The sequence below is a fragment of the Exiguobacterium sp. RIT341 genome (genome assembly GCF_000632205.1).
Lineage (GTDB): Bacteria > Bacillota > Bacilli > Exiguobacteriales > Exiguobacteriaceae > Exiguobacterium_A.
The window spans coordinates 452,118-470,568 of record NZ_JFYW01000001.1 but is presented as its reverse complement, the minus strand read 5'-3'; the positions used below and the strand labels follow the sequence as shown (position 1 = coordinate 470,568).

At 49.3% G+C, this 18,451-nt stretch carries 18 protein-coding genes; 3 read left to right on the top strand and 15 right to left on the bottom strand.

Annotated features, from left to right (window positions below):
• Window positions 1–40 precede the first annotated feature (40 nt).
• Window positions 41–1,045: a signal recognition particle-docking protein FtsY gene (gene ftsY / locus BW42_RS02315; RefSeq protein ID WP_035406938.1), complete on the bottom strand. Its 1,005-nt coding sequence runs from the start codon at window positions 1,043–1,045 to the stop codon at window positions 41–43.
• A complete protein-coding gene (smc, locus tag BW42_RS02310) occupies window positions 1,042–4,605 on the bottom strand; it encodes a chromosome segregation protein SMC (protein WP_035406935.1) in 3,564 nt (1,187 codons plus the stop codon). Before smc ends, ftsY begins: the two co-directional genes overlap by 4 nt.
• A gap of 126 nt (window positions 4,606–4,731) precedes the next feature.
• Between smc and BW42_RS02305 the strand changes: the two genes are divergently transcribed.
• Window positions 4,732–4,932, top strand: coding sequence for a DUF1128 family protein (locus tag BW42_RS02305; RefSeq protein ID WP_023468746.1), 201 nt, complete (start codon window positions 4,732–4,734; stop codon window positions 4,930–4,932).
• Window positions 4,933–5,002: 70 nt separating this feature from the next.
• Here BW42_RS02305 and rnc read toward each other — a convergent pair whose 3' ends face one another.
• From rnc to BW42_RS02250, 11 genes are all read right to left on the bottom strand, one after another.
• Complete coding sequence (gene rnc / locus BW42_RS02300) at window positions 5,003–5,773, bottom strand: ribonuclease III (protein ID WP_035406932.1); 771 nt, start codon at window positions 5,771–5,773, stop codon at window positions 5,003–5,005.
• Between the two features lie 56 nt (window positions 5,774–5,829).
• Complete coding sequence (gene acpP / locus BW42_RS02295; protein WP_029342095.1) at window positions 5,830–6,069, bottom strand: acyl carrier protein; 240 nt, start codon at window positions 6,067–6,069, stop codon at window positions 5,830–5,832.
• 70 nt (window positions 6,070–6,139) lie between these two features.
• Window positions 6,140–6,871, bottom strand: a complete 732-nt coding sequence (gene fabG / locus BW42_RS02290; RefSeq protein WP_035406929.1) for a 3-oxoacyl-[acyl-carrier-protein] reductase — start codon at window positions 6,869–6,871, stop codon at window positions 6,140–6,142.
• Complete coding sequence (gene fabD, locus BW42_RS02285; RefSeq protein ID WP_035406924.1) at window positions 6,868–7,788, bottom strand: ACP S-malonyltransferase; 921 nt, start codon at window positions 7,786–7,788, stop codon at window positions 6,868–6,870. The genes fabG and fabD overlap by 4 nt, the downstream gene beginning before the upstream one ends.
• 16 nt (window positions 7,789–7,804) lie before the next feature.
• Window positions 7,805–8,800, bottom strand: coding sequence for a phosphate acyltransferase PlsX (gene plsX, locus BW42_RS02280; protein WP_035406922.1), 996 nt, complete (start codon window positions 8,798–8,800; stop codon window positions 7,805–7,807).
• Window positions 8,797–9,366, bottom strand: a complete 570-nt coding sequence (gene fapR / locus BW42_RS02275) for a transcription factor FapR (protein ID WP_035406919.1) — start codon at window positions 9,364–9,366, stop codon at window positions 8,797–8,799. The genes plsX and fapR overlap by 4 nt, the downstream gene beginning before the upstream one ends.
• 85 nt (window positions 9,367–9,451) lie before the next feature.
• Window positions 9,452–11,482 carry an ATP-dependent DNA helicase RecG gene (gene recG / locus BW42_RS02270; protein ID WP_035406916.1) on the bottom strand — a complete coding sequence of 677 codons (2,031 nt, stop codon included), beginning with the start codon at window positions 11,480–11,482 and terminating at the stop codon, window positions 9,452–9,454.
• Window positions 11,466–12,362 carry an L-serine ammonia-lyase, iron-sulfur-dependent, subunit alpha gene (sdaAA, locus tag BW42_RS02265; protein WP_035406913.1) on the bottom strand — a complete coding sequence of 299 codons (897 nt, stop codon included), beginning with the start codon at window positions 12,360–12,362 and terminating at the stop codon, window positions 11,466–11,468. The genes recG and sdaAA overlap by 17 nt, the downstream gene beginning before the upstream one ends.
• 4 nt (window positions 12,363–12,366) lie before the next feature.
• Complete coding sequence (gene sdaAB, locus BW42_RS02260; RefSeq protein ID WP_035406910.1) at window positions 12,367–13,029, bottom strand: L-serine ammonia-lyase, iron-sulfur-dependent subunit beta; 663 nt, start codon at window positions 13,027–13,029, stop codon at window positions 12,367–12,369.
• A gap of 100 nt (window positions 13,030–13,129) precedes the next feature.
• Window positions 13,130–14,803, bottom strand: a complete 1,674-nt coding sequence (locus BW42_RS02255) for a DAK2 domain-containing protein (RefSeq protein ID WP_369792026.1) — start codon at window positions 14,801–14,803, stop codon at window positions 13,130–13,132.
• Between the two features lie 25 nt (window positions 14,804–14,828).
• Complete coding sequence (locus BW42_RS02250) at window positions 14,829–15,191, bottom strand: Asp23/Gls24 family envelope stress response protein (protein WP_023468757.1); 363 nt, start codon at window positions 15,189–15,191, stop codon at window positions 14,829–14,831.
• Window positions 15,192–15,474: 283 nt separating this feature from the next.
• Here BW42_RS02250 and rpmB point away from each other — a divergent pair, with 283 nt between their 5' ends.
• Window positions 15,475–15,663, top strand: a complete 189-nt coding sequence (gene rpmB, locus BW42_RS02245) for a 50S ribosomal protein L28 (RefSeq protein WP_023468758.1) — start codon at window positions 15,475–15,477, stop codon at window positions 15,661–15,663.
• A 140-nt stretch (window positions 15,664–15,803) separates the two neighbouring features.
• Window positions 15,804–17,207 (top strand): amino acid permease, encoded by a 1,404-nt coding sequence (locus tag BW42_RS02240; RefSeq protein WP_035406904.1) that lies wholly within the window; start codon window positions 15,804–15,806, stop codon window positions 17,205–17,207.
• A 55-nt stretch (window positions 17,208–17,262) separates the two neighbouring features.
• Here BW42_RS02240 and BW42_RS02235 read toward each other — a convergent pair whose 3' ends face one another.
• On the bottom strand, window positions 17,263–17,865 hold the full coding sequence (locus BW42_RS02235; protein ID WP_035406900.1) for a thiamine diphosphokinase: 603 nt from the start codon (window positions 17,863–17,865) through the stop codon (window positions 17,263–17,265).
• 1 nt (window position 17,866) lies between these two features.
• Window positions 17,867–18,427, bottom strand: a complete 561-nt coding sequence (gene thiT / locus BW42_RS02230; protein WP_035406897.1) for an energy-coupled thiamine transporter ThiT — start codon at window positions 18,425–18,427, stop codon at window positions 17,867–17,869.
• Window positions 18,428–18,451 lie beyond the last annotated feature (24 nt).

Sequence of the window (18,451 nt, the reverse complement as noted above, 5' to 3'; positions counted from 1 at the left end):
CAGTGTGTTGTCAAGTTTTTTTCTTTACATGAAACGTCGCTTATTCTGCGCTTTCTTCCGTGTCAACGTTTTCTTTTTCTTCAAAGACATCACCGAACAATCCATACACGAATTGTTCTGCATCAAACGGTTGTAAATCATCGATTTTTTCACCAAGACCAACGAACTTGACCGGGAGGTTCAATTCGTTCTTGATCGCAAGGACGATTCCACCTTTTGCCGTTCCATCAAGCTTCGTCAAGACGATCCCGCTGACGTTCGTCGCTTGTTTGAAGGCTTTCGCCTGCACCATCGCGTTTTGTCCTGTCGTCGCGTCAAGCGCCAGCAATACTTCGTGAGGAGCGCCTGGAATTTCACGTTCGATGACACGTTTGACCTTTTCAAGTTCGTTCATCAGGTTGACCTTGTTTTGAAGGCGTCCTGCCGTATCGCAAATCAGGACATCGACCTTACGTGCTTTAGCTGCTTGGACAGCGTCGTAAACAACAGCGGCCGGATCCGATCCTTCTCCTTGACGGATGACCGGTACACCGGAGCGTTCGCCCCAGACTTGCAGTTGATCGATTGCACCCGCACGGAACGTATCACCCGCTGCTAACATGACGCTCTTGCCTTCTTGTTTCAAGCGGTTCGCAAGTTTCCCGATCGTCGTCGTCTTCCCGACCCCATTAACACCGACGAAGAGAATGACGTTCAGCTCATGATCGAGATCGAGTGCTGTCTCTTCCTCTTCAACTAACATCTTCGCGACGACTTCAACGAGGACATCACGTACTTCTTTTGGATCCTTGACGTTACGTCGTTTAACTTCTGTCTTTAACTCCTCGACCAAATCCATTGTCGTCGTCACGCCGACGTCGGCTTGAATCAATACTTCCTCTAATTCTTCGAAGAAATCCTCATCGACTTCGCGGAAACGATAGACGAGATCATTGACGGCACTTGCCAGTCCATCGCGTGTCTTTGTCAGTCCTTGTGTGAATTTCGTCGTGACTTCTTGCGTCGAAGTCGTCAAGCGGTCTTTCAGTTTTTTAAAGAAACTCATTGTTTAATCTCCTTTGGTTCTTCACTTAATGTACGTCGTGCCTCTTCTAGTTTAACGGATAACACTTCAGATATCCCGTTTTGCTGCATCGTGACGCCGTACAAGACGTCTGCCGCCTCCATCGTTCCTTTCCGATGGGTGATGATGACGAACTGTGTCTCGCGCGCTAGCTGATGGACAAATTCGCCGAATCGCGCGACGTTCGCTTCATCAAGTGCCGCCTCGACTTCATCGAGGACACAGAATGGGACAGGACGGGTCTTTAGAATCGCGAACAAGAGAGCGATCGCCGTCAAGGCACGCTCTCCACCTGACAAGAGCGACAAATTTTGTAGCTTTTTGCCTGGCGGTTTCGCGACGATATCGATTCCGCTCGTCAGTAGATCAGTCGGATCGACGAGTACAAGGTCGGCTTCTCCACCCCCGAACAACTCCCGGAACGTTTCTCGGAAATGCTCACGGACGGCATCATACGTTTGTCGGAACAATCGAATGACTTCCCGGTCCATCTCTTCAATGACACCATAGAGATCCGTTTTAGCGGCGACGAGATCATCTCGTTGCGCCGATAGGAACGTAAACCGTTCATCGACTTCCGCGAATTCTTCGATTGCACCGATATTGACGATGCCGATTTCTTCGAGTTGACGCTTGAGCAGATGAATTTCCTCTTTCGCCTCATCATACGATTGATCGAGCGGAGCGATCAACTCGAGCAGTAATCCCATCTCTTCCAGCATTTCTTGTCTTGTCTCAAGGCGTGTACTCGTTTTCCCTTGTGAGAGTCGTAATTGCTCAAGTGCCTGTTTCGTCGTTTGTTGATCGTCCTTCGTCTTCGCTTCGCGAATTCGAATTAAGCGCAAGGATTCTGCCTGCACTTGAATCCGTTGTCCAATCGCGACAATTTCGGTCTCGACCCGCTTCTGCTCCTGTTCCTGTTCACGCTGCTCGCCGTGCAAGGCATCGATTTTCGCTTCATCGAAGCCTTCAAGGACATGACGCAAGTCACGGCGTTTATGACCACGTTCAAGCTTCGCGTGACTGACCTGTTCCGTCAGACGCTCGATATCTTGCGTGAGTTGCGCTTGTTTCATTTGAATCGTCCGCTCTTCAAGAACTGCTTCTGCTTGTTCCTTCTTCAGTTCGTCCATCGTGACGGCACCACGAGCTTGAGCATCCTTAAGACGATCAAGTGCTTGTCTGAGCTCTGTTTGACGTTCCGTCCATTTCGCGATCTCGACTTCTGACATTTCGATGATACGGCGTGCTTCCTGTTCTTGTTCGAGCACACGTGCCATCTGCCGATCTTCAACCGATAATTCGGATGTCATGACGGCGAGGTGACGCTTCGCATCTGCCAACGTATCCCGCGATTGCTCGAGTTGTCCTTGTAATTCTTGAATCGTTTCTGTCCGCGTCCGAGCAGTAGCATCAAGCGTCTGAATCGCCGCTCTTAGATCTTCCAAGCGGCGCATCTGCTCCCGAATGACCGCTTGCCCTCGCGTCAGTCCCTCTTTTAACTCGTCGAGCTCGCGCGATTGACTGAACAATGGTGTGCCTTTTTTCCGACTTCCGCCGGTCATCGTTCCACCGACGTTGACGACATCTCCTTCGAGCGTGACGAGACGATAGCGATGTCCTGTCGAACGGGCAATTTGGTTCGCTTGTTCAAGTGATTCGACGACGAGTGTCGTACCGAGTAAGTTCATCTTTAATTTCGTCAGCGTCTCGTCTGTCGTCACAAGATCACTTGCGATCCCGACGAATCCAGACATCCCCCCGACTTGTTCTCGCACCGAACGGTTGACTTCACGTGTTTGGAGTGAGGCGAGCGGCATGAACGTCGCTCGACCGGCATTTAAGCGTCGCAGTTCCTGGATTAGACGACGTCCTGTCGCATCGGTATCAACGACGATGTTTTGCATTGCCCCACCAAGCGCCGTCTCGATTGCCGCTTCAAATCGCGCAGGGACCGAAATCAACTCCGCGACCGCTCCGTGAATACCTGGGTAATGATCTCGTTGTTTTAATATCGTCTTAACGGCACCGAAATAACCGCTATAGTCGGCTTTGACGGATTCAAGAAATTCAATCCGATCTTCCGTCTTATGACGACGTCGCTCTAAATCCGCAACGGACTGTTCAACTTGGCGTAACGCATGTTGTTGTTCGTCTCGCGCTGCGAGTGCCGTTGCCTCTTCCTCAGTCACTTGATCTAATTCTGTCCGGATCGAAGCAACGTCCGCTTCTAATCGAGCGACGTCTTCCTCAAGTTGACGACGGGTCGACTGCTTCGTACCGCTATCCACCGTAAAGGAACGTTGTTGTTCTTCTGCCTGCATGAGATCTTGCTTCGCCCGATTATAGGCATTATTCGTCGCAGCCAATCGGCTCGCCACTTCAAAGGCTTCCGAACGTAATGCTTCGGCTTCCTTATCAAAATCACGATCAGTTTGTGTCAACGCTTGATCAGCTCGTTCTCGCTCAGCCGTAATCCGTTTTGCTTCCTGATCGACTTCTGCTTGGCGTTCCTGTAAAGCGGTTAGTTCGAGTTCTAGTTCCTTGACGCGTTCTTCGACGATCGCGACCTCTTGTTCGAGTCGCTCTTTCGTCTCGGTCCCGTGTTTTTCACGTTCTTTCGCTAGGTTAAGGGCACCTTGGATCTCAACAAGTCGCGTCGAGACATGTCGAAGTTGCTCCTGCAAAGCGTTTTCTTGTTGTCGTTCTTCTTCAAGCGTCGCTTCTTGTTTCTCCCGGGACACGACGGTCTCTTCGTGAGTTGTCTTTTGAGATGCAAGACGTTCTTCACATTGTGCGATATCACGCGCCAGTGTTTCGAGCTCCGTCTGATACGTCGTGATTTCATGCGCCAAGATGCCACGTTCCAGTACATCATGCCGTTCTCGAGCGACGAGATACTCTTTCGCAAGCGCCGCTTGTTCACGTAACGGCTCGATTCGTCCACCAAGTTCATATAAAATATCATCGACACGCGATAGATTCGCTTCCGTATCACTTAATTTCCGCTCGGCTTGCTTTTTGCGATGACGATACTTCAAGACGCCTGCTGCTTCCTCGATGACAGCACGGCGTTCTTCCGGTTTACCGGAGATGACTTGTTCAACTCGCCCTTGTCCGATGATCGCAAAAGCATCACGCGACAAGCCTGTGTCCATGAACAAATCAAGGACATCCTTCAGGCGACATGGTTTTTTATTTAAAAAATAATCGCTATCGCCATTACGGCTGACACGACGTGTAACACTGATCTCCTGATAAGGTAACGCGACCGTTCCCGACTCGTTATCTAAGACGAGCGTCACTTCTGCAAATTGTTTTCGGTGTTCAGACAAACTGCCGGCAAAAATGACGTCTTCCATCTTCGCCCCACGTAGTGACTTCGCAGATTGTTCTCCGAGCACCCAACGGACAGCGTCCGATATATTTGATTTTCCACTTCCGTTCGGTCCGACGACTGCCGTGACACCCGGAAGGAATTCTAGTTCAGTTCGATTGGCAAATGATTTGAAGCCATTGATTTCAATTCGTTTTAAGTACATCTTGATCACCCGTATGTTTAAATTTCTTTTGAATTTCTTTCAGTTTACCATAGCCGAAACGCTAGCAACATGATAGGTTTTAAGGTAGTATCATGCGAAACAAGAAGAAGAGGAGCGAATAACACGATGACGATTGAACAAATGATTGAAGCAATCTTAGATAAATTGAATATCATCAACAAAGGGGTCATTAAAGCAGAACAGTTCGATGGCTCAAAAAATGAGGACTTAAAAGAGATTTATGAGTTCGTCATGATGCGAGACTCGCTATCACTTGCAGAGGTCGACGCGATCGTCGACGAACTGAAATCCCTTAAGACTGTTTAATCGAGTAAGCACCACACGATAAAAGCCGATCATCTCTTGTGCGTTCGAGAGATGGTCGGCCTTTTGTTGCTTAAAACTGTTTTTTTAATTCAAGTAAGGCTTGTTTTGCCGCCTGTTGTTCTGCCTCTTTTTTCGAACGCCCCGTTCCAATCCCTTCGAGCTCATCCGCGACTTGAACACGAGAGATGAACTCCCGACTATGCGCCGGACCGCGTTCCTCTATAATTTCATATTCGATGACACCTAAGCCGACACGTTGAATCGCTTCCTGTAATTGACTCTTGAAATCTGTCTGTTCTTCGAAAAAGCCTGTCGCCACTTTCGGAAAAACCGCTTCGGCGAGGAATCGTTCGGCTGCTTCGATGCCTTGGTCAAGATACAAGGCGCCAATGAAGGATTCGAAGACATCCGCAAGTAAGGCTGGACGATTCCGACCACCGGTCAGTTCTTCCCCCTTACCTAACAGAATCATATCAGAAAACTGATAGTGATTCGCAAATTGGACGAGTGACGGTTCACAGACGATCGCCGCTCGCAATTTCGTTAATTCCCCCTCGGAACGTTCCGGGTAGTGTTCGAATAGATAGCGTGACACCGTCAACTCTAAGACAGCGTCCCCTAAAAATTCTAGGCGTTCGTTATCCCCTTCCGACTCACGTTGTTCATTGACGAACGAAGAGTGCGTGAAGGCTTGTTTCAATAGCTCAACATTAGAAAACCTGATATTCAGACGCTCTTGTAACGCTTCGAATTTTTGCTCGATCTGAGCGAGCGTCCGAGCATCCTTGCGTCGTTTTACATAGGGTCCTTTTCGGACACGACGTCCTTTTTGATTCGTCATAGTTCCTCCTAAACAGCTAAAGCCCACCGCAAATTGCGGTGGGTCAGCTTCAATGATCAGACTTGTGTTTCGATGTAGTTGACGACATCGCCGACAGTCTTCAAGTTTTCTGCTTGCTCATCTTCGATCGTGATTTCGAACTTGTCTTCTAAGTCCATGACGAGTTCCATGACTTCAAGAGAGTCAGCTCCGAGGTCGTCTTTGAACGACTTATCAAGTGTGATTTCACTTTGTTCTTTACCTAATTTTTCTGCGATTGCTTCTTGTACGTCTACTAAGATTTGTTCTTTTGTCATTTTAAAATCCCTCCATGAGTTGAGTATATAAGATGATTGCCGATTTGGCAAAGTACTACCGTTAGTTGTGTTACATTGTCATGCCGCCATCGACGGCTAGAGTTTGACCTGTGATGTATCGTGCTTCATCTGAAGCAATGAAACTGACGAGTGAAGCGATATCGTCGGTTTGACCGAAGCGTTTCAACGGAATTTGCCCGAGTGACAGGTTCCGCTGTTCTTCTGTCAATTCATCCGTCATGTCCGTCTCGATGAAGCCTGGACAGATGGCATTGACTGTGACGCCCTTACTAGCGAGTTCACGTGCGACGGATTTCGTCAGCCCGATCAGACCCGCTTTCGCTGCGACATAGTTCGCTTGCCCTGGATTTCCGGAAATACCGACGACTGATGCGATGTTGATGATACGACCGCTTGTTTTTAACAAAGGACGTGTCGCGGCTTGCGTGACAAGAAACGCCCCTTTCAGGTTCGTATCGATGACGGCATCGAAATCCGCTTCCTTCATGCGCATTAGCAAACCATCACGCGTAATGCCGGCATTATTGACGACACAATCCAGTTGACCGAACGCATCAATCGTTTGTTTGATCATCTGTTTGACAGCATCCGCTTCAGCGACATTCGCTTGAATCGCGAGTGCCTCACCGCCTGCTTCCTTGATTTCACGGACGACAGCTTCCGCCTTGTCCGTGCTTCCTGCATAGTTGACGACGACACGGAAACCATCTGTTGCCAATCGCTTCGCGATGGCAGCTCCGATGCCGCGTGACGCGCCAGTGACGAGTGCTACTTTACTCAACGAATTCCCTCCGCTTCCAATTGCTCAAGTGTCGTGATGCTGATGATCTTCGCATCTTTTTTGATTCGTTTCACGAGACCGCTCAGCGGAGATGATGGACCGAACTCGATGAATGTATCCGCACCCTCTTCGATTAAACGCTCGACGCATGATTCGAACCGGACCGGCGAATAGAGCTGTTGAACGAGCAAACGAATCAATTCGTCTGGTTGATCATGGAACGAACTGTCGACGTTCGAGATGAATTTCGTCTTCGCCGCTTCAAACGGTGACGAGACGAGAATATCTTCGAATCGTGGTGCGAATGGTGTCATGAGCGACGAATGGAACGCACCCGAGACATCAAGTGGTAAGACTCGTTTTGCTCCGAGCTCTTTCAACTTCGCTGTGGCAGATTCGACCGCCGCGATTTGTCCAGAGATGACGAATTGTCCAGGGCAGTTGTAGTTGGCGATTTGAACGATTTCTCCCGTTGCCGCAATTGATTCAACTGCGTGATGGGCTGCCTCGACATCATTCATGCCAATGACTGCTGCCATCGTTCCACCCGTGACTTGATTCATGAGTTTTCCGCGTTCGCGGACGAGATAGACGGCTTCAGACGGTGTGATGACAGAAGCTGCGACGAGCGCGCTATATTCTCCAACACTGTGTCCGAGTACGAAATCAGGTGTATGTCCTTGTGCTGCGTACTGCTGTGCGAGTAATGCACTGTGTGCGACGATGGCTGGTTGAGCGATATCCGTCGCTTTCAATTCATCCTTCGTCCCTGTCGTCATCAGCGTCGTCAGATCCAGACCAATTCGCGTTCCGAGGTCAGCGAGTGCTTGGCGTGTCTCGTCTTGCGTGATGAGCGTCTGTCCCATTCCAGGCGTCTGTGACCCTTGTCCCGGAAACATCCAAACTGTTTTCCCCATCTCGTCTCACTCCTTCTTAACGTGCTTCAGTTGCTTTCGCCTGAACGATTTTGGCAACGACTTCTTGTTCGACCATCTTTTCAGCTTGAACGAGCGCTCTGCTGAATGCATAGGCATTACTTGATCCATGCGCCTTGATGACCGGAGCCGCAATACCGAATAGTCCGGCACCACCATATTCTTCATAGGCGAGCAACTGCTTCATTTTTTTCAACTTCGGTTTAAGTACGAGAGCGGCGAGCTTTGATGTCCACGAGCTCATGAATTGTTCTTTCATGACACCCATGATCATACTGGCTGCCCCTTCAGTACTCTTAAGTAACGTGTTGCCGGCAAAACCTTCCGTAACGATGACATCGACGTCACCGCTCATCGCTTCTCTCGCCTCGACGTTCCCAACGAAATGAATCGGTGCTGTCTCAAGTAGCGGATACGTTTCCTTCGTCAATGCATTCCCTTTACCGGCTTCTGATCCGATATTCAGGAGCCCGACTTTAGGACGTGTGATACCGCGAACTTGTTCTGCGTAGACAGACCCCATGATGGCATAATCGAGCAAATGCTCTGCCTTCGCATCCGGGTTGGCGCCGACATCTAAGATGACGACACCCTTCCCATTACGTGTCGGGAAAGTCGGGGCCAGTGCAGGACGGTCAACTCCTTCGATCCGACCGATGACGAACAATCCGGCAGTCATGAGCGCTCCCGTGTTGCCTGCTGAAATCAAGGCATCTGCTTCTCCTGATTTCACCAGGTTTGCAGCCACAACGAGTGAGCTATCTTTCTTGCGGCGAATGGCACGTACCGGTTCATCTTCTCCGGTGATGACGGATGCTGCGTGGACGATCGTCACGCGCGGATCCTCGATTGTGTATGAGCGTAACTTCAACTCATCTCCGACTAGTCGGATATCGATGTTGTCGTTTGGACGTTCTGCCAGATAGGCAACGACCCCTTCTACGATGGCACGGGGTGCATGGTCGCCCCCCATGGCGTCAACTGCTAAAATCATTTCGATTCCTCCTTACTACTTCGATACACTGTGAATTCGCCGATAAAGACACATTCTTCACCGACATAACTCTCTACCGTGATGTCAGAACGCCCATCTTGGCGATGGGAACTGACGAATGCCTTCGCGACGACGCGTTCTCCGACGTGGACGGAGCGTGTGAACTGAACGTTCGCACGGGTCGTTAACGCGAGTTCATCATCGATGAGCGCAATCGCAAGCGAGTTCGCCTGTGCGAACAAGATATGTCCACGGGCGATTGCATTTCGACTAAACGCATGTTCCGGCAAAACCTCAAGGATTGAGATGGCAGATGTATCAAGTTTCAGGTCAATCATATCACCAATGACTTCATTTTCAGTCAACGTACGCACATCATCCAGGCGTTCAGTCGCGACATGTTTAATTCGCTCCCGTAATTCCGGAATTTTTAATTCCATCCGGTCCAGACGAATCGTCTGGATACTGACACGAAATCGTGTCGCCAGCGCTTCATCCGTGATGAACGGATTTTGCTCGATCGTCTGTAATAATTCTTGTTGTCTCTGTTTTTTAGGTACCCGCATGTACGTTCCTCCCACAAGAAGGATGACTACTATTATTACCTGGTACTAACAGTAGTATATATCCCTTGTTGTTCACTTTCAAGTATTATTCGATTCTTTCTCCTTCAAGAAGCCCTTGCCGTTCGATATATTCACGTAAGACATCGTATTCCGGCGCTTGCCAAAAAGCATCCGATCGCAGTAATCGGACTGCATCTTGTCGGGCCGTTTCCATGACTTGAATATCAAGTGCTGGATCGGTTAAGACGAATCTCGGTAATCCACTTTGTTCGGTACCAAAGAAATTTCCGGCTCCGCGCAGTTTCAAATCCTTTTCCGCTAGCTTGAAGCCATCGTTCGTCTCCGTCATCGTCTTAATCCGTTCTTTTCCGGTATCGGAAGAGGGATCAGCAATTAGAATACAGTACGACTGAGCATCGCCTCGTCCGACGCGTCCTCTTAATTGATGTAATTGAGCTAGCCCAAAGCGTTCTGCATCATGAATGACGATGATCGATGCATTCGGAACGTTCACGCCGACCTCGACGACCGTCGTCGAAACAAGAATTTGAACGGTGTTGTCCTTGAACGCCTGCATGACCTCGTCTTTTTCTGAAGAAGTCAAGCGCCCATGCATCAAACCGACATGATAGGGCTTGAACCGCTCGGTCAATGTCGCATGTAATTCGATCGCATTTTGAACTTCGAGTGATTCGGATTCCTCGATCAATGGCGTGATGACGTAGGCTTGTCGACCTTGCGACAATTCTTTCTCGACGAACCCGAAAACGCGTTCCATCTGTTGCGGTTTCGCCCAGTAGGTCTCGATTTCCTTTCGTCCCGCCGGCATCTCATCGATGATCGAAACATCCATATCTCCAAAGACCGATATCGCAAGCGTACGCGGAATCGGTGTCGCTGTCATATATAATACATCTGCCTGTTCGGCTTTCGCGCGCAATCGTTTCCGTTGTTCGACACCGAAGCGATGTTGTTCATCGGTGATGACGAGGTGTAATGCCTTGAACTGGACGGTGTCTTGAATCAGCGCATGTGTTCCGACCAAGACGTCGATTTCTCCTGTTGCGAGAGCTTCTAGCAAGTGCGCGCGCGCTTTTCCTTTGACGGAACTCGTCAGCAGACCGACACGAATCCCAAGTGGTTCAAGCAATGGGGCGAGCGACGCTGCATGCTGTTCCGCTAAAATTTCGGTCGGCACCATCAAAGCGCCTTGTCTTCCCGCACGAACCGTCGCGAACAAGGCGATGGCAGCGATGACGGTCTTCCCGCTTCCGACATCCCCTTGCAGCAACCGATTCATTCGTTCGCCGCGACCGATGTCGTCTAGGATCTCTTTTGTCACACGTTGCTGGGCACCTGTCAGCGGAAACGGCAGGCTCTTGATGAAATTCGCGATATCCGTTTCATGTAAAGGCAAGGCCATCCCTCGACCTTTCCGTCGTCCAAGACGTAACGCCTGTAATTTCAGTTGGAAATAGAGGCACTCCTCGTAGACATAACTGCGACGAGCAGCCGTCAACTCTTGTCGATTCGTTGGGAAATGAAGCGACTTCAACATCGTCATCCGGTCTTGCAACCGATACGTCTTCCGGATGCTATCCGGGATTCGTTCAGCTAATGCCTCAGTCTCCTTGAACGCCAAGTCGACGACGCGTCGGAATGTCTTCATCCGCATGTCACCCCGGAGCGAGTAGACTGGTGTCAATTCGCCTTCGATTGCCCCGAATTGCAATTCCGTCGCAGAGATCGTCATCCGGTGTAAATCCCACTTGCCACTGACCGTCACTTCTGCTCCGAGTTGCAATTGGTCTTTGTAGAATGCCCGGTTGAACATCGTTACGGTCACACTATACCGTTCTTCAACGAGCAGACGGAACGTTAAACGATTCTTTCCTTTGCCATAATAGCGCACAAGTGGTTCAGACTGGACTTGACCCGTGAACTTGACTTTATCCTCATGGATTGCTTCCGTTAGACTTCCCGTCACGAAGTCGTCATAACGAAACGGGACGTGCTCGAGCACGTCCGCAACGGTGAGAATATTCATCTCTTCTAGTTTTTTCGCCAAATCCCGTCCGACACCTTTTAATGTCTTGACGTCACGTGATGGATTCATTCGATAACTCTCCGAAGATTTTCGCTTCGAGCCAGCGACCCGTCGGCGTATTCGCGAGTCCACCTTTTGCTGTCTCGCGAAGCGCAGACGGCATCATCTGACCAATCTCATGCATGGCTGAGATGACTTCATCACACGGAATCCGTGACGTGATTCCTGCGAGTGCCATGTCGGCAGCGACAACAGCATTCGCCCCGCCCATCGCATTGCGTTTCACGCATGGCACTTCGACGAGTCCTGCGACAGGATCACAGACGAGTCCGAGCATGTTCTTCAGTGCGATCGCAAAGGCATGTGCTGACTGATCCGGTGTTCCGCCCGCCATCTCAACGATGGCAGCAGCTGCCATCGCTGTTGCTGAACCAACTTCTGCCTGACAGCCACCAGCCGCTCCGGAGATCGACGCATTGTTCGCGACGACGAAGCCGAACGCACCGGATGTGAATAAGAAGCGTAGCATTTGCTCACGCGTTGGGTTTAAGCGATCTTTGACCGCAAATAACGTACCTGGCACGACGCCGGCACTCCCTGCCGTTGGTGTCGCACAAATTTTTCCCATCGCAGCATTGACTTCATTCGTTCCGATTGCTTTACTAACGGCGTCCAGTAATAAATCACCGGATAATCCTTTACCTGAAGCACGGTACCGCTGGAGTAAGACAGCATCTCCACCAGTTAAACCTGTCACCGATTGCACACCGTCGCCATCAAGTGAACGAGCGACCGCATCTTCCATCACTTGTAGGTTTCGTTCCATCATCGCATAGACTTCATCTCGCTCCAAATGACGAACCGTCATCTCTTGTTCGATCATGACTTCCGAAATTGGAATATTTCGTTCCGTCGCGATGGCGACGAGTTCTTTAACGGATTTGAACATTTCTTCACTCTCCCATCATGACGGCACGCTCGACTTGAGGTAACCGATCGATTTCTTCTAACACATCTGCCGTAATCCGGTCATCAATCTCAATTGCCATGAGTGCTTGTTTTCCTTTTTCGTGCCGTGATACTTCCATATGCCCGATGTTGATTTCGTAATCAGCCAAAATGCTCGTCACAGCTGCAATTGCTCCGAACCGGTCATGGTGCAAGACGACAAGTGCCGGTCCCCCACCGGACAAACGAAGCGGTACGCCATTTAATTCCGTGATTTCAATCGTTCCCCCACCAATTGAAATACCGACCAATTCAAACTCTTCTACTCCATTCGTCAAATGGACACGAGCCGTATTCGGATGATCCGTCAACGCTTCACTCGTCTCGAAATGAATCTCAATCCCTTTCGACTTCGCGATATCGATCGATTGCGGAATCCGGTCGTCAAACGTATCGTATCCGAGAACACCGCCGATGATGGCGACATCCGTTCCATGTCCACGATACGTATCAGCGAATGAACCGTAAAACGTGATGTGGATGACAGTAGGCGTTTCCCCGAATAATTTACCCGCCATCAATCCAATCCGTGCAGCCCCTGCTGTATGCGAGCTCGATGGACCAACCATGACTGGTCCGATGATGTCAAAGACGCTACGATATTTCATTTCTTTTCCCCTCTCTATGAAACAAACGAAATCCCACCTCTATTATCGCAGATGGTGGGATTCGTGAAAAGGCTAGTCGCCCTTTTTCAGTATGATGGTTTTATTCGACGCTTAAAATGTACGAATAAAGTGGTTGTTTGCCGTCGTGGACTTCCACTTCAGCATCCGGATTAACCGATTCGATGTACGCGACGAGGTCGTCGACTTCTTCTGTCGAAACGCCTTCACCGTAAAGAACTGTGATGATTTCGTCGTCCTCTGTGACGAGTGTATCGACCAGTTTCTTGACAGCACCAAGACTCGAAGTGTCCGTAGCAACGATTTGTTTTTCAGCAATCGCCATGTGATCGTCTTTCTTGATTTCAACACCATCAATATTCGTATCACGAACGGCATATGTGACTTGACCCGACTTCACAGCTGCGATCGCATCCTCCATGTGTGCTTCGTTCTCTTCAACAGTCGCTTCCGGATTATAGACGATCGTCGCCGCCAAACCTTGTGGGACTGTCTTTGATTTCACGACAGTTACGCCACAATTCGCAACAGAAGCTGCTTGTTCAGCGGCCATGATGATGTTCGAGTTGTTCGGATAAACATAGACATGTTCAGCGTGTGCATCCTCGATCGCCTTGACGATGTCTTCCGTTGACGGGTTCATCGTTTGTCCGCCTTCGATGACGACACTGACACCGAGTGATTTAAAGAGTTCACTGATACCTTCACCCATTGCGACTGTCACGAGGGCTGCTTTCACTTTTGTCTTCGGTGCAGCGACTGGAGTGACTTGGTTCGCGCCCTCTTCTTCGAGGATCGTCGAGTGTTGTTGACGCATATTTTCAATCTTAACAGCAACGAGCTCACCGAAACGTTGTCCTTTTGTGATGACTTCTCCTGGCGTTTCAACGTGGACGTGAACTTTAAGGAGCTCTTCGTCCGCGACGACGAGCAACGAATCACCGAATTCCGCTAATTCGTTCCGGAATGCTTCTTCACTGAACGGCGCATTTGCTAACTTGTCATCTTGGAAGCGAACCATGATTTCCGTACAGTAGCCGTAATGGATCTCTTCTGTCGACATGAAGCTTTGAGCCGATTTATGATGCTCTGCTTCGACGAGTGCTTCCATGACTGGCGCATGTGGCTTATCAAGTTCTTTTCCTTCGAGTGTCGCGAGGAATCCTTCATAGATACAGACGAGACCTTGACCACCTGAATCAACGACACCAACTTCTTTTAATACAGGAAGAAGGTCAGGAGTTCCGTCAAGCGATACTTTCGATGCTTCGACGAGTTGACGCATCAACTCTAAGAAATCCGTCGTCGTTTCAGATTGTGCGATAGCAGCGACAGCTGTCTCACGGGCAACTGTCAAGATCGTTCCTTCGACCGGTTTCATGACTGCTTTGTATGCTGTATCGACACCTTTTTGTAACGCATCAGCGAACTCTTTCGTATCAATCGTTGCTTTTCCTTCGATTGATTTCGAGAATCCACGGAACAATTGACTTAAGATGACGCCAGAGTTTCCGCGCGCCCCCATCAATAATCCACGTGCGAAGACGTTTGCGACTTCCGATACAGAATCCGAAGTGGACTTACCTGCTTCTTTTGCACCTGAAGTCATCGTCAAATTCATGTTCGTTCCCGTATCACCATCTGGCACAGGGAAGACGTTCAATGAATCGACGAAATCTGCGTTTTGATAGAGATTCGCCGCGCCATTTTGAATCATCTTGACTAACTGCGCTCCTGTTAAACGATCTACACTCACTAAAGTTTCCTCCTCTATTCCCGCCTTAGACATTCGTCAAGCGGACTCCTTGGACAAAGATGTTCACAGATGTCACGTCAAGACCTAGTGCCTGACTGAGCGTGTATTTCACGCGACTCTGTACGTTGTTCGCCACCTCTGAGATTTTCGTTCCATAGCTTACGATGATATGCATATCGATATGGACCTGCTCTGAAGCCTGTCGAACGATGACACCGCGTGCAAAGTTCTCACGTTTTAAGAGTTCAGCAAGACCATCCTTGATTTGAGACTGGGATGCCATACCAACGACACCAAAACATTCCATTGCTGCGCCGCCCGCAAGTTGCGCGACGACATCATTATCTACATCAATCTTTCCATAGGTCGTTTTCATCTCGATCGCCACCTGAGTAGCCCCCTTTGAATATTGTATTCTTCTCATAATTCTACTATAAGGACCTACTATTGAAAAGTCGCCGTACTGACTATACAATGAATAAGTGAAAAATAGTAGCGGTCAAATGAACTTTTACCATCATCCTCATCCATTATTTTAAATTTCGAGGTTGTCTGTCAAGTTTTTTTCTTGTCAGCTACTTTTTTTATGTTGCAACCGCCCTGACACCATGCTAAGATAGCAAAGTGTCTATTAGGACGAACGCAAAACAACATAAAAGGAGGCGGAACGCATGGCACGTAAATGCTACGTTACTGGGAAATCGCCAAAGTCGGGTAACAACCGTTCACACGCATTGAACAAAACAAAACGTACTTGGGGAGTCAACGTACAAAAAGTACGTATCCTCGTCGACGGTAAGCCGAAAAAGGTTTGGGTTTCAGCTCGAGCTCTTAAATCAGGTAAAGTCGAACGCGTATAAGGCGCAACCACCGGATGGGAATCTTCCCTTCCGGTTTTTTTATGCCCTCATTTATTTTTCTCATAAACTAATTGTCGCTTTTATTGAAAACGCTTACAATAGGAACGTACTTTATTTTGTCAGAATTGGGGGAAGTCATCATGCAACTCAAACGAGAGATGACGAGTCGACACCTGTTCATGATTTCACTCGGCGGAATCATCGGAACAGGCTTATTTTTAGGGTCAGGGTTAACGATTTCACAAGCAGGACCTCTCGGGGCGGTCCTCAGTTACATCGTGGGTGGGACCATCATGTATCTGACGATGTTATGTCTAGGAGAATTAGCGGTCTATCTGCCGGTCTCGGGGTCATTTCAGACCTATACGACCCGCTTCATCGGACCAGGAATCGGCTTTGCCGTCGGTTGGATTTATTGGCTCGGCTGGGCCGTGACGGTGGCACTCGAAATCACAGCTGCCGGCAGTTTGATGGATCGCTGGTTTCCGAATGTACCCGTTGTCGTCTGGTGTACCATCTTTACGGTCTTGTTGTTCGGTCTGAACGCCGTCTCCGCCAAAGCATTCGGTGAAGCCGAATTCTGGTTCTCGAGTTTGAAGGTCCTCGCGATCCTGTTCTTCATCATTCTAGGTGGCGCTGCCTGGTTCGGCTGGTTACCGATGGAAGCAGATCGCCCAACATCGTTATTTGCGAACTTTACGGCAAGCGGTTGGTTTCCGAACGGGATTCTCGGTGTCTTGACGACGATGATTGCCGTCAACTTCGCCTTCCAAGGAACGGAATTGATCGGTGTTGCGGCTGGGGAGTCCGACACGCCCGAAAAATCGATTCCAAAAGCGATCCGCAATACAGTCTGGCGGACGTTCATCTTCTTCGTCTTATCGATTACGATCGTTGGTGCATTAATTCCGTATGAAACAGCTGGCGGAATCAGCAGTCCGTTCATCATGGTCTTTGATGCGATCGGTATTCCGTACGCTGCTGATTTGATGAACATCGTCGTCTTGACGGCACTATTGTCCGTCGGAAACTCCGGATTATATGCGGCGACTCGGATGTTATGGGCAATGGCGCAAGAAGGGATGATTTCAAAGAAATTATCTTACGTCAATGCACGTGGTGTGCCGATGCGGGCGTTGCTCTTTACGATGATGTTCGCGATGTTATCGCTTCTGACCGCATTTTTCGCAGAAGATACCGTCTTCATTTGGCTCTTGTCCTTAGCCGGACTCGGGGCTCAAGTCGGCTGGATTTCAATCTCTGCTTCGCAGCTTGCATTTCGTCGTCAGTTCGTCCGAAACGGACACGATGTATCCGAACTGAAATTTAAGACACCACTCTATCCGGTGTTACCACTGATTTCGTTGACACTTAACGTCGTCGTCCTCGTCAGTCTTGCGTTTCAAGCGGATCAACGAATCGCTCTATACATCGGTGTTCCTTTCTTCCTTGTCATGTGGGGAAGTTATCATCTCTTCGTCAAAGGAAAACATCTATCCGCTCAAAGCGACATCCGTGTCGCCCCTTCTCAACTCGAAGAATAATTTCATCTAAAAAGAGGCCGCGGAGTCATCCACGGCCTCTTTTTGTATGATTGTTCTATTCCTTAAGCGTCCGCATCATCAATAGTTCTCCTTGATGGAGCTCTACCTTCGCTTCTGACGTACTCCATTCATTACTGACGGTCAAGGAACCTCCGACCGGTACTGGATGTGTATCAAGTGGATATTTGACTCCGGATAAGCTTAAAGTCGATGGTACGAGTGGAATGAACGAAAGATAATGATAGCTTTCGGCTTCGACTGCATACGTTCCCTCAGCCAAGTATCGTACCTCTTCTCGTTTCGTCACGAGTCGTGCCTCTGGGTATCGCTTCAATAGATATACATTTTGGACGGTCATGTCGAGCCGCCCACCTGTCGCCCCGATAATGAAGGTATCCTCAAACTGTTTCTTCTCTGAAACTGTACGAAGTGCCAGTTCGAGATCCGTTTCATCTTTCTCGGCCGGATGAACGATTGCCCCTTCAGGTACATAACCAAGCGAATCAAAATCACCAATCGTCAGGTCGCATGTCAGCCCAAACAATTCAATCGTCTGAACACCACCGTCGACACCGACGATAAAGTCACCTGGCTGACAAAACGTCCGTAAATCCGGCACTTCTTCTTGAGGACCGGCGCACACGAGAATCGTCCGCATCTCAGACGCCTCGTGCTGAATAACGTAGTAAACGTGGCGCAGTTGTAAAGAGGAGACCCGCGACGACACCGCATAAAACATAAGATGGTACCATGTATGTCGCGTTATAAACTAATGAATATGGCACGACTGGACCTTCTGCATATTTCGCGAAGAACACGATTCCGCTGATGACATGACAGATATAACGGAGTCCTGCGCCTAATAACGTCGCCAGGAGAACGAACGCCATCAAGCTTTTCTTTTGTCCATTGCGTGCGGCTAGTCTGACTTGACGCGCGAACAGACCACTTAATCCGACGACACCATACGCAATCGTATAGTCAAGCATCGGTTGAACGATCGTCAAGACTTGTGGAGCGAACATCAATTGAATCGTACCGACAAGCGCTCCCGTGACGACCCCTCCGACGACCCCGTGGCGAAATGCCATGACGAAGATCGGTAACATCGCTAAGCTGATCGAGCCACCTTGTGGCATTTTGAATGGAATCAGTAAATCAAAGACGACTCCGAGACTGGCGAAGATGGCAATTTCCATCATCATTTGTAACCGTTTCATGCTATTTTCCTCCTTCATTGTACG

What these genes read in the sequence shown, in the direction of transcription:
- ftsY (WP_035406938.1), bottom strand. Translation starts at nt 1,045, where the DNA reads ATGAGTTTCTTTAAAAAACTGAAAGACCGCTTGACGACTTCGACGCAA.
- smc (WP_035406935.1), bottom strand. Translation starts at nt 4,605, where the DNA reads ATGTACTTAAAACGAATTGAAATCAATGGCTTCAAATCATTTGCCAAT.
- BW42_RS02305 (WP_023468746.1), top strand. Translation starts at nt 4,732, where the DNA reads ATGACGATTGAACAAATGATTGAAGCAATCTTAGATAAATTGAATATC.
- rnc (WP_035406932.1), bottom strand. Translation starts at nt 5,773, where the DNA reads ATGACGAATCAAAAAGGACGTCGTGTCCGAAAAGGACCCTATGTAAAA.
- acpP (WP_029342095.1), bottom strand. Translation starts at nt 6,069, where the DNA reads ATGACAAAAGAACAAATCTTAGTAGACGTACAAGAAGCAATCGCAGAA.
- fabD (WP_035406924.1), bottom strand. Translation starts at nt 7,788, where the DNA reads ATGGGGAAAACAGTTTGGATGTTTCCGGGACAAGGGTCACAGACGCCT.
- plsX (WP_035406922.1), bottom strand. Translation starts at nt 8,800, where the DNA reads ATGATTTTAGCAGTTGACGCCATGGGGGGCGACCATGCACCCCGTGCC.
- fapR (WP_035406919.1), bottom strand. Translation starts at nt 9,366, where the DNA reads ATGCGGGTACCTAAAAAACAGAGACAACAAGAATTATTACAGACGATC.
- recG (WP_035406916.1), bottom strand. Translation starts at nt 11,482, where the DNA reads ATGAATCCATCACGTGACGTCAAGACATTAAAAGGTGTCGGACGGGAT.
- sdaAA (WP_035406913.1), bottom strand. Translation starts at nt 12,362, where the DNA reads ATGTTCAAATCCGTTAAAGAACTCGTCGCCATCGCGACGGAACGAAAT.
- sdaAB (WP_035406910.1), bottom strand. Translation starts at nt 13,029, where the DNA reads ATGAAATATCGTAGCGTCTTTGACATCATCGGACCAGTCATGGTTGGT.
- rpmB (WP_023468758.1), top strand. Translation starts at nt 15,475, where the DNA reads ATGGCACGTAAATGCTACGTTACTGGGAAATCGCCAAAGTCGGGTAAC.
- BW42_RS02240 (WP_035406904.1), top strand. Translation starts at nt 15,804, where the DNA reads ATGCAACTCAAACGAGAGATGACGAGTCGACACCTGTTCATGATTTCA.
- BW42_RS02235 (WP_035406900.1), bottom strand. Translation starts at nt 17,865, where the DNA reads ATGCGGACGATTCTCGTGTGCGCCGGTCCTCAAGAAGAAGTGCCGGAT.
- thiT (WP_035406897.1), bottom strand. Translation starts at nt 18,427, where the DNA reads ATGAAACGGTTACAAATGATGATGGAAATTGCCATCTTCGCCAGTCTC.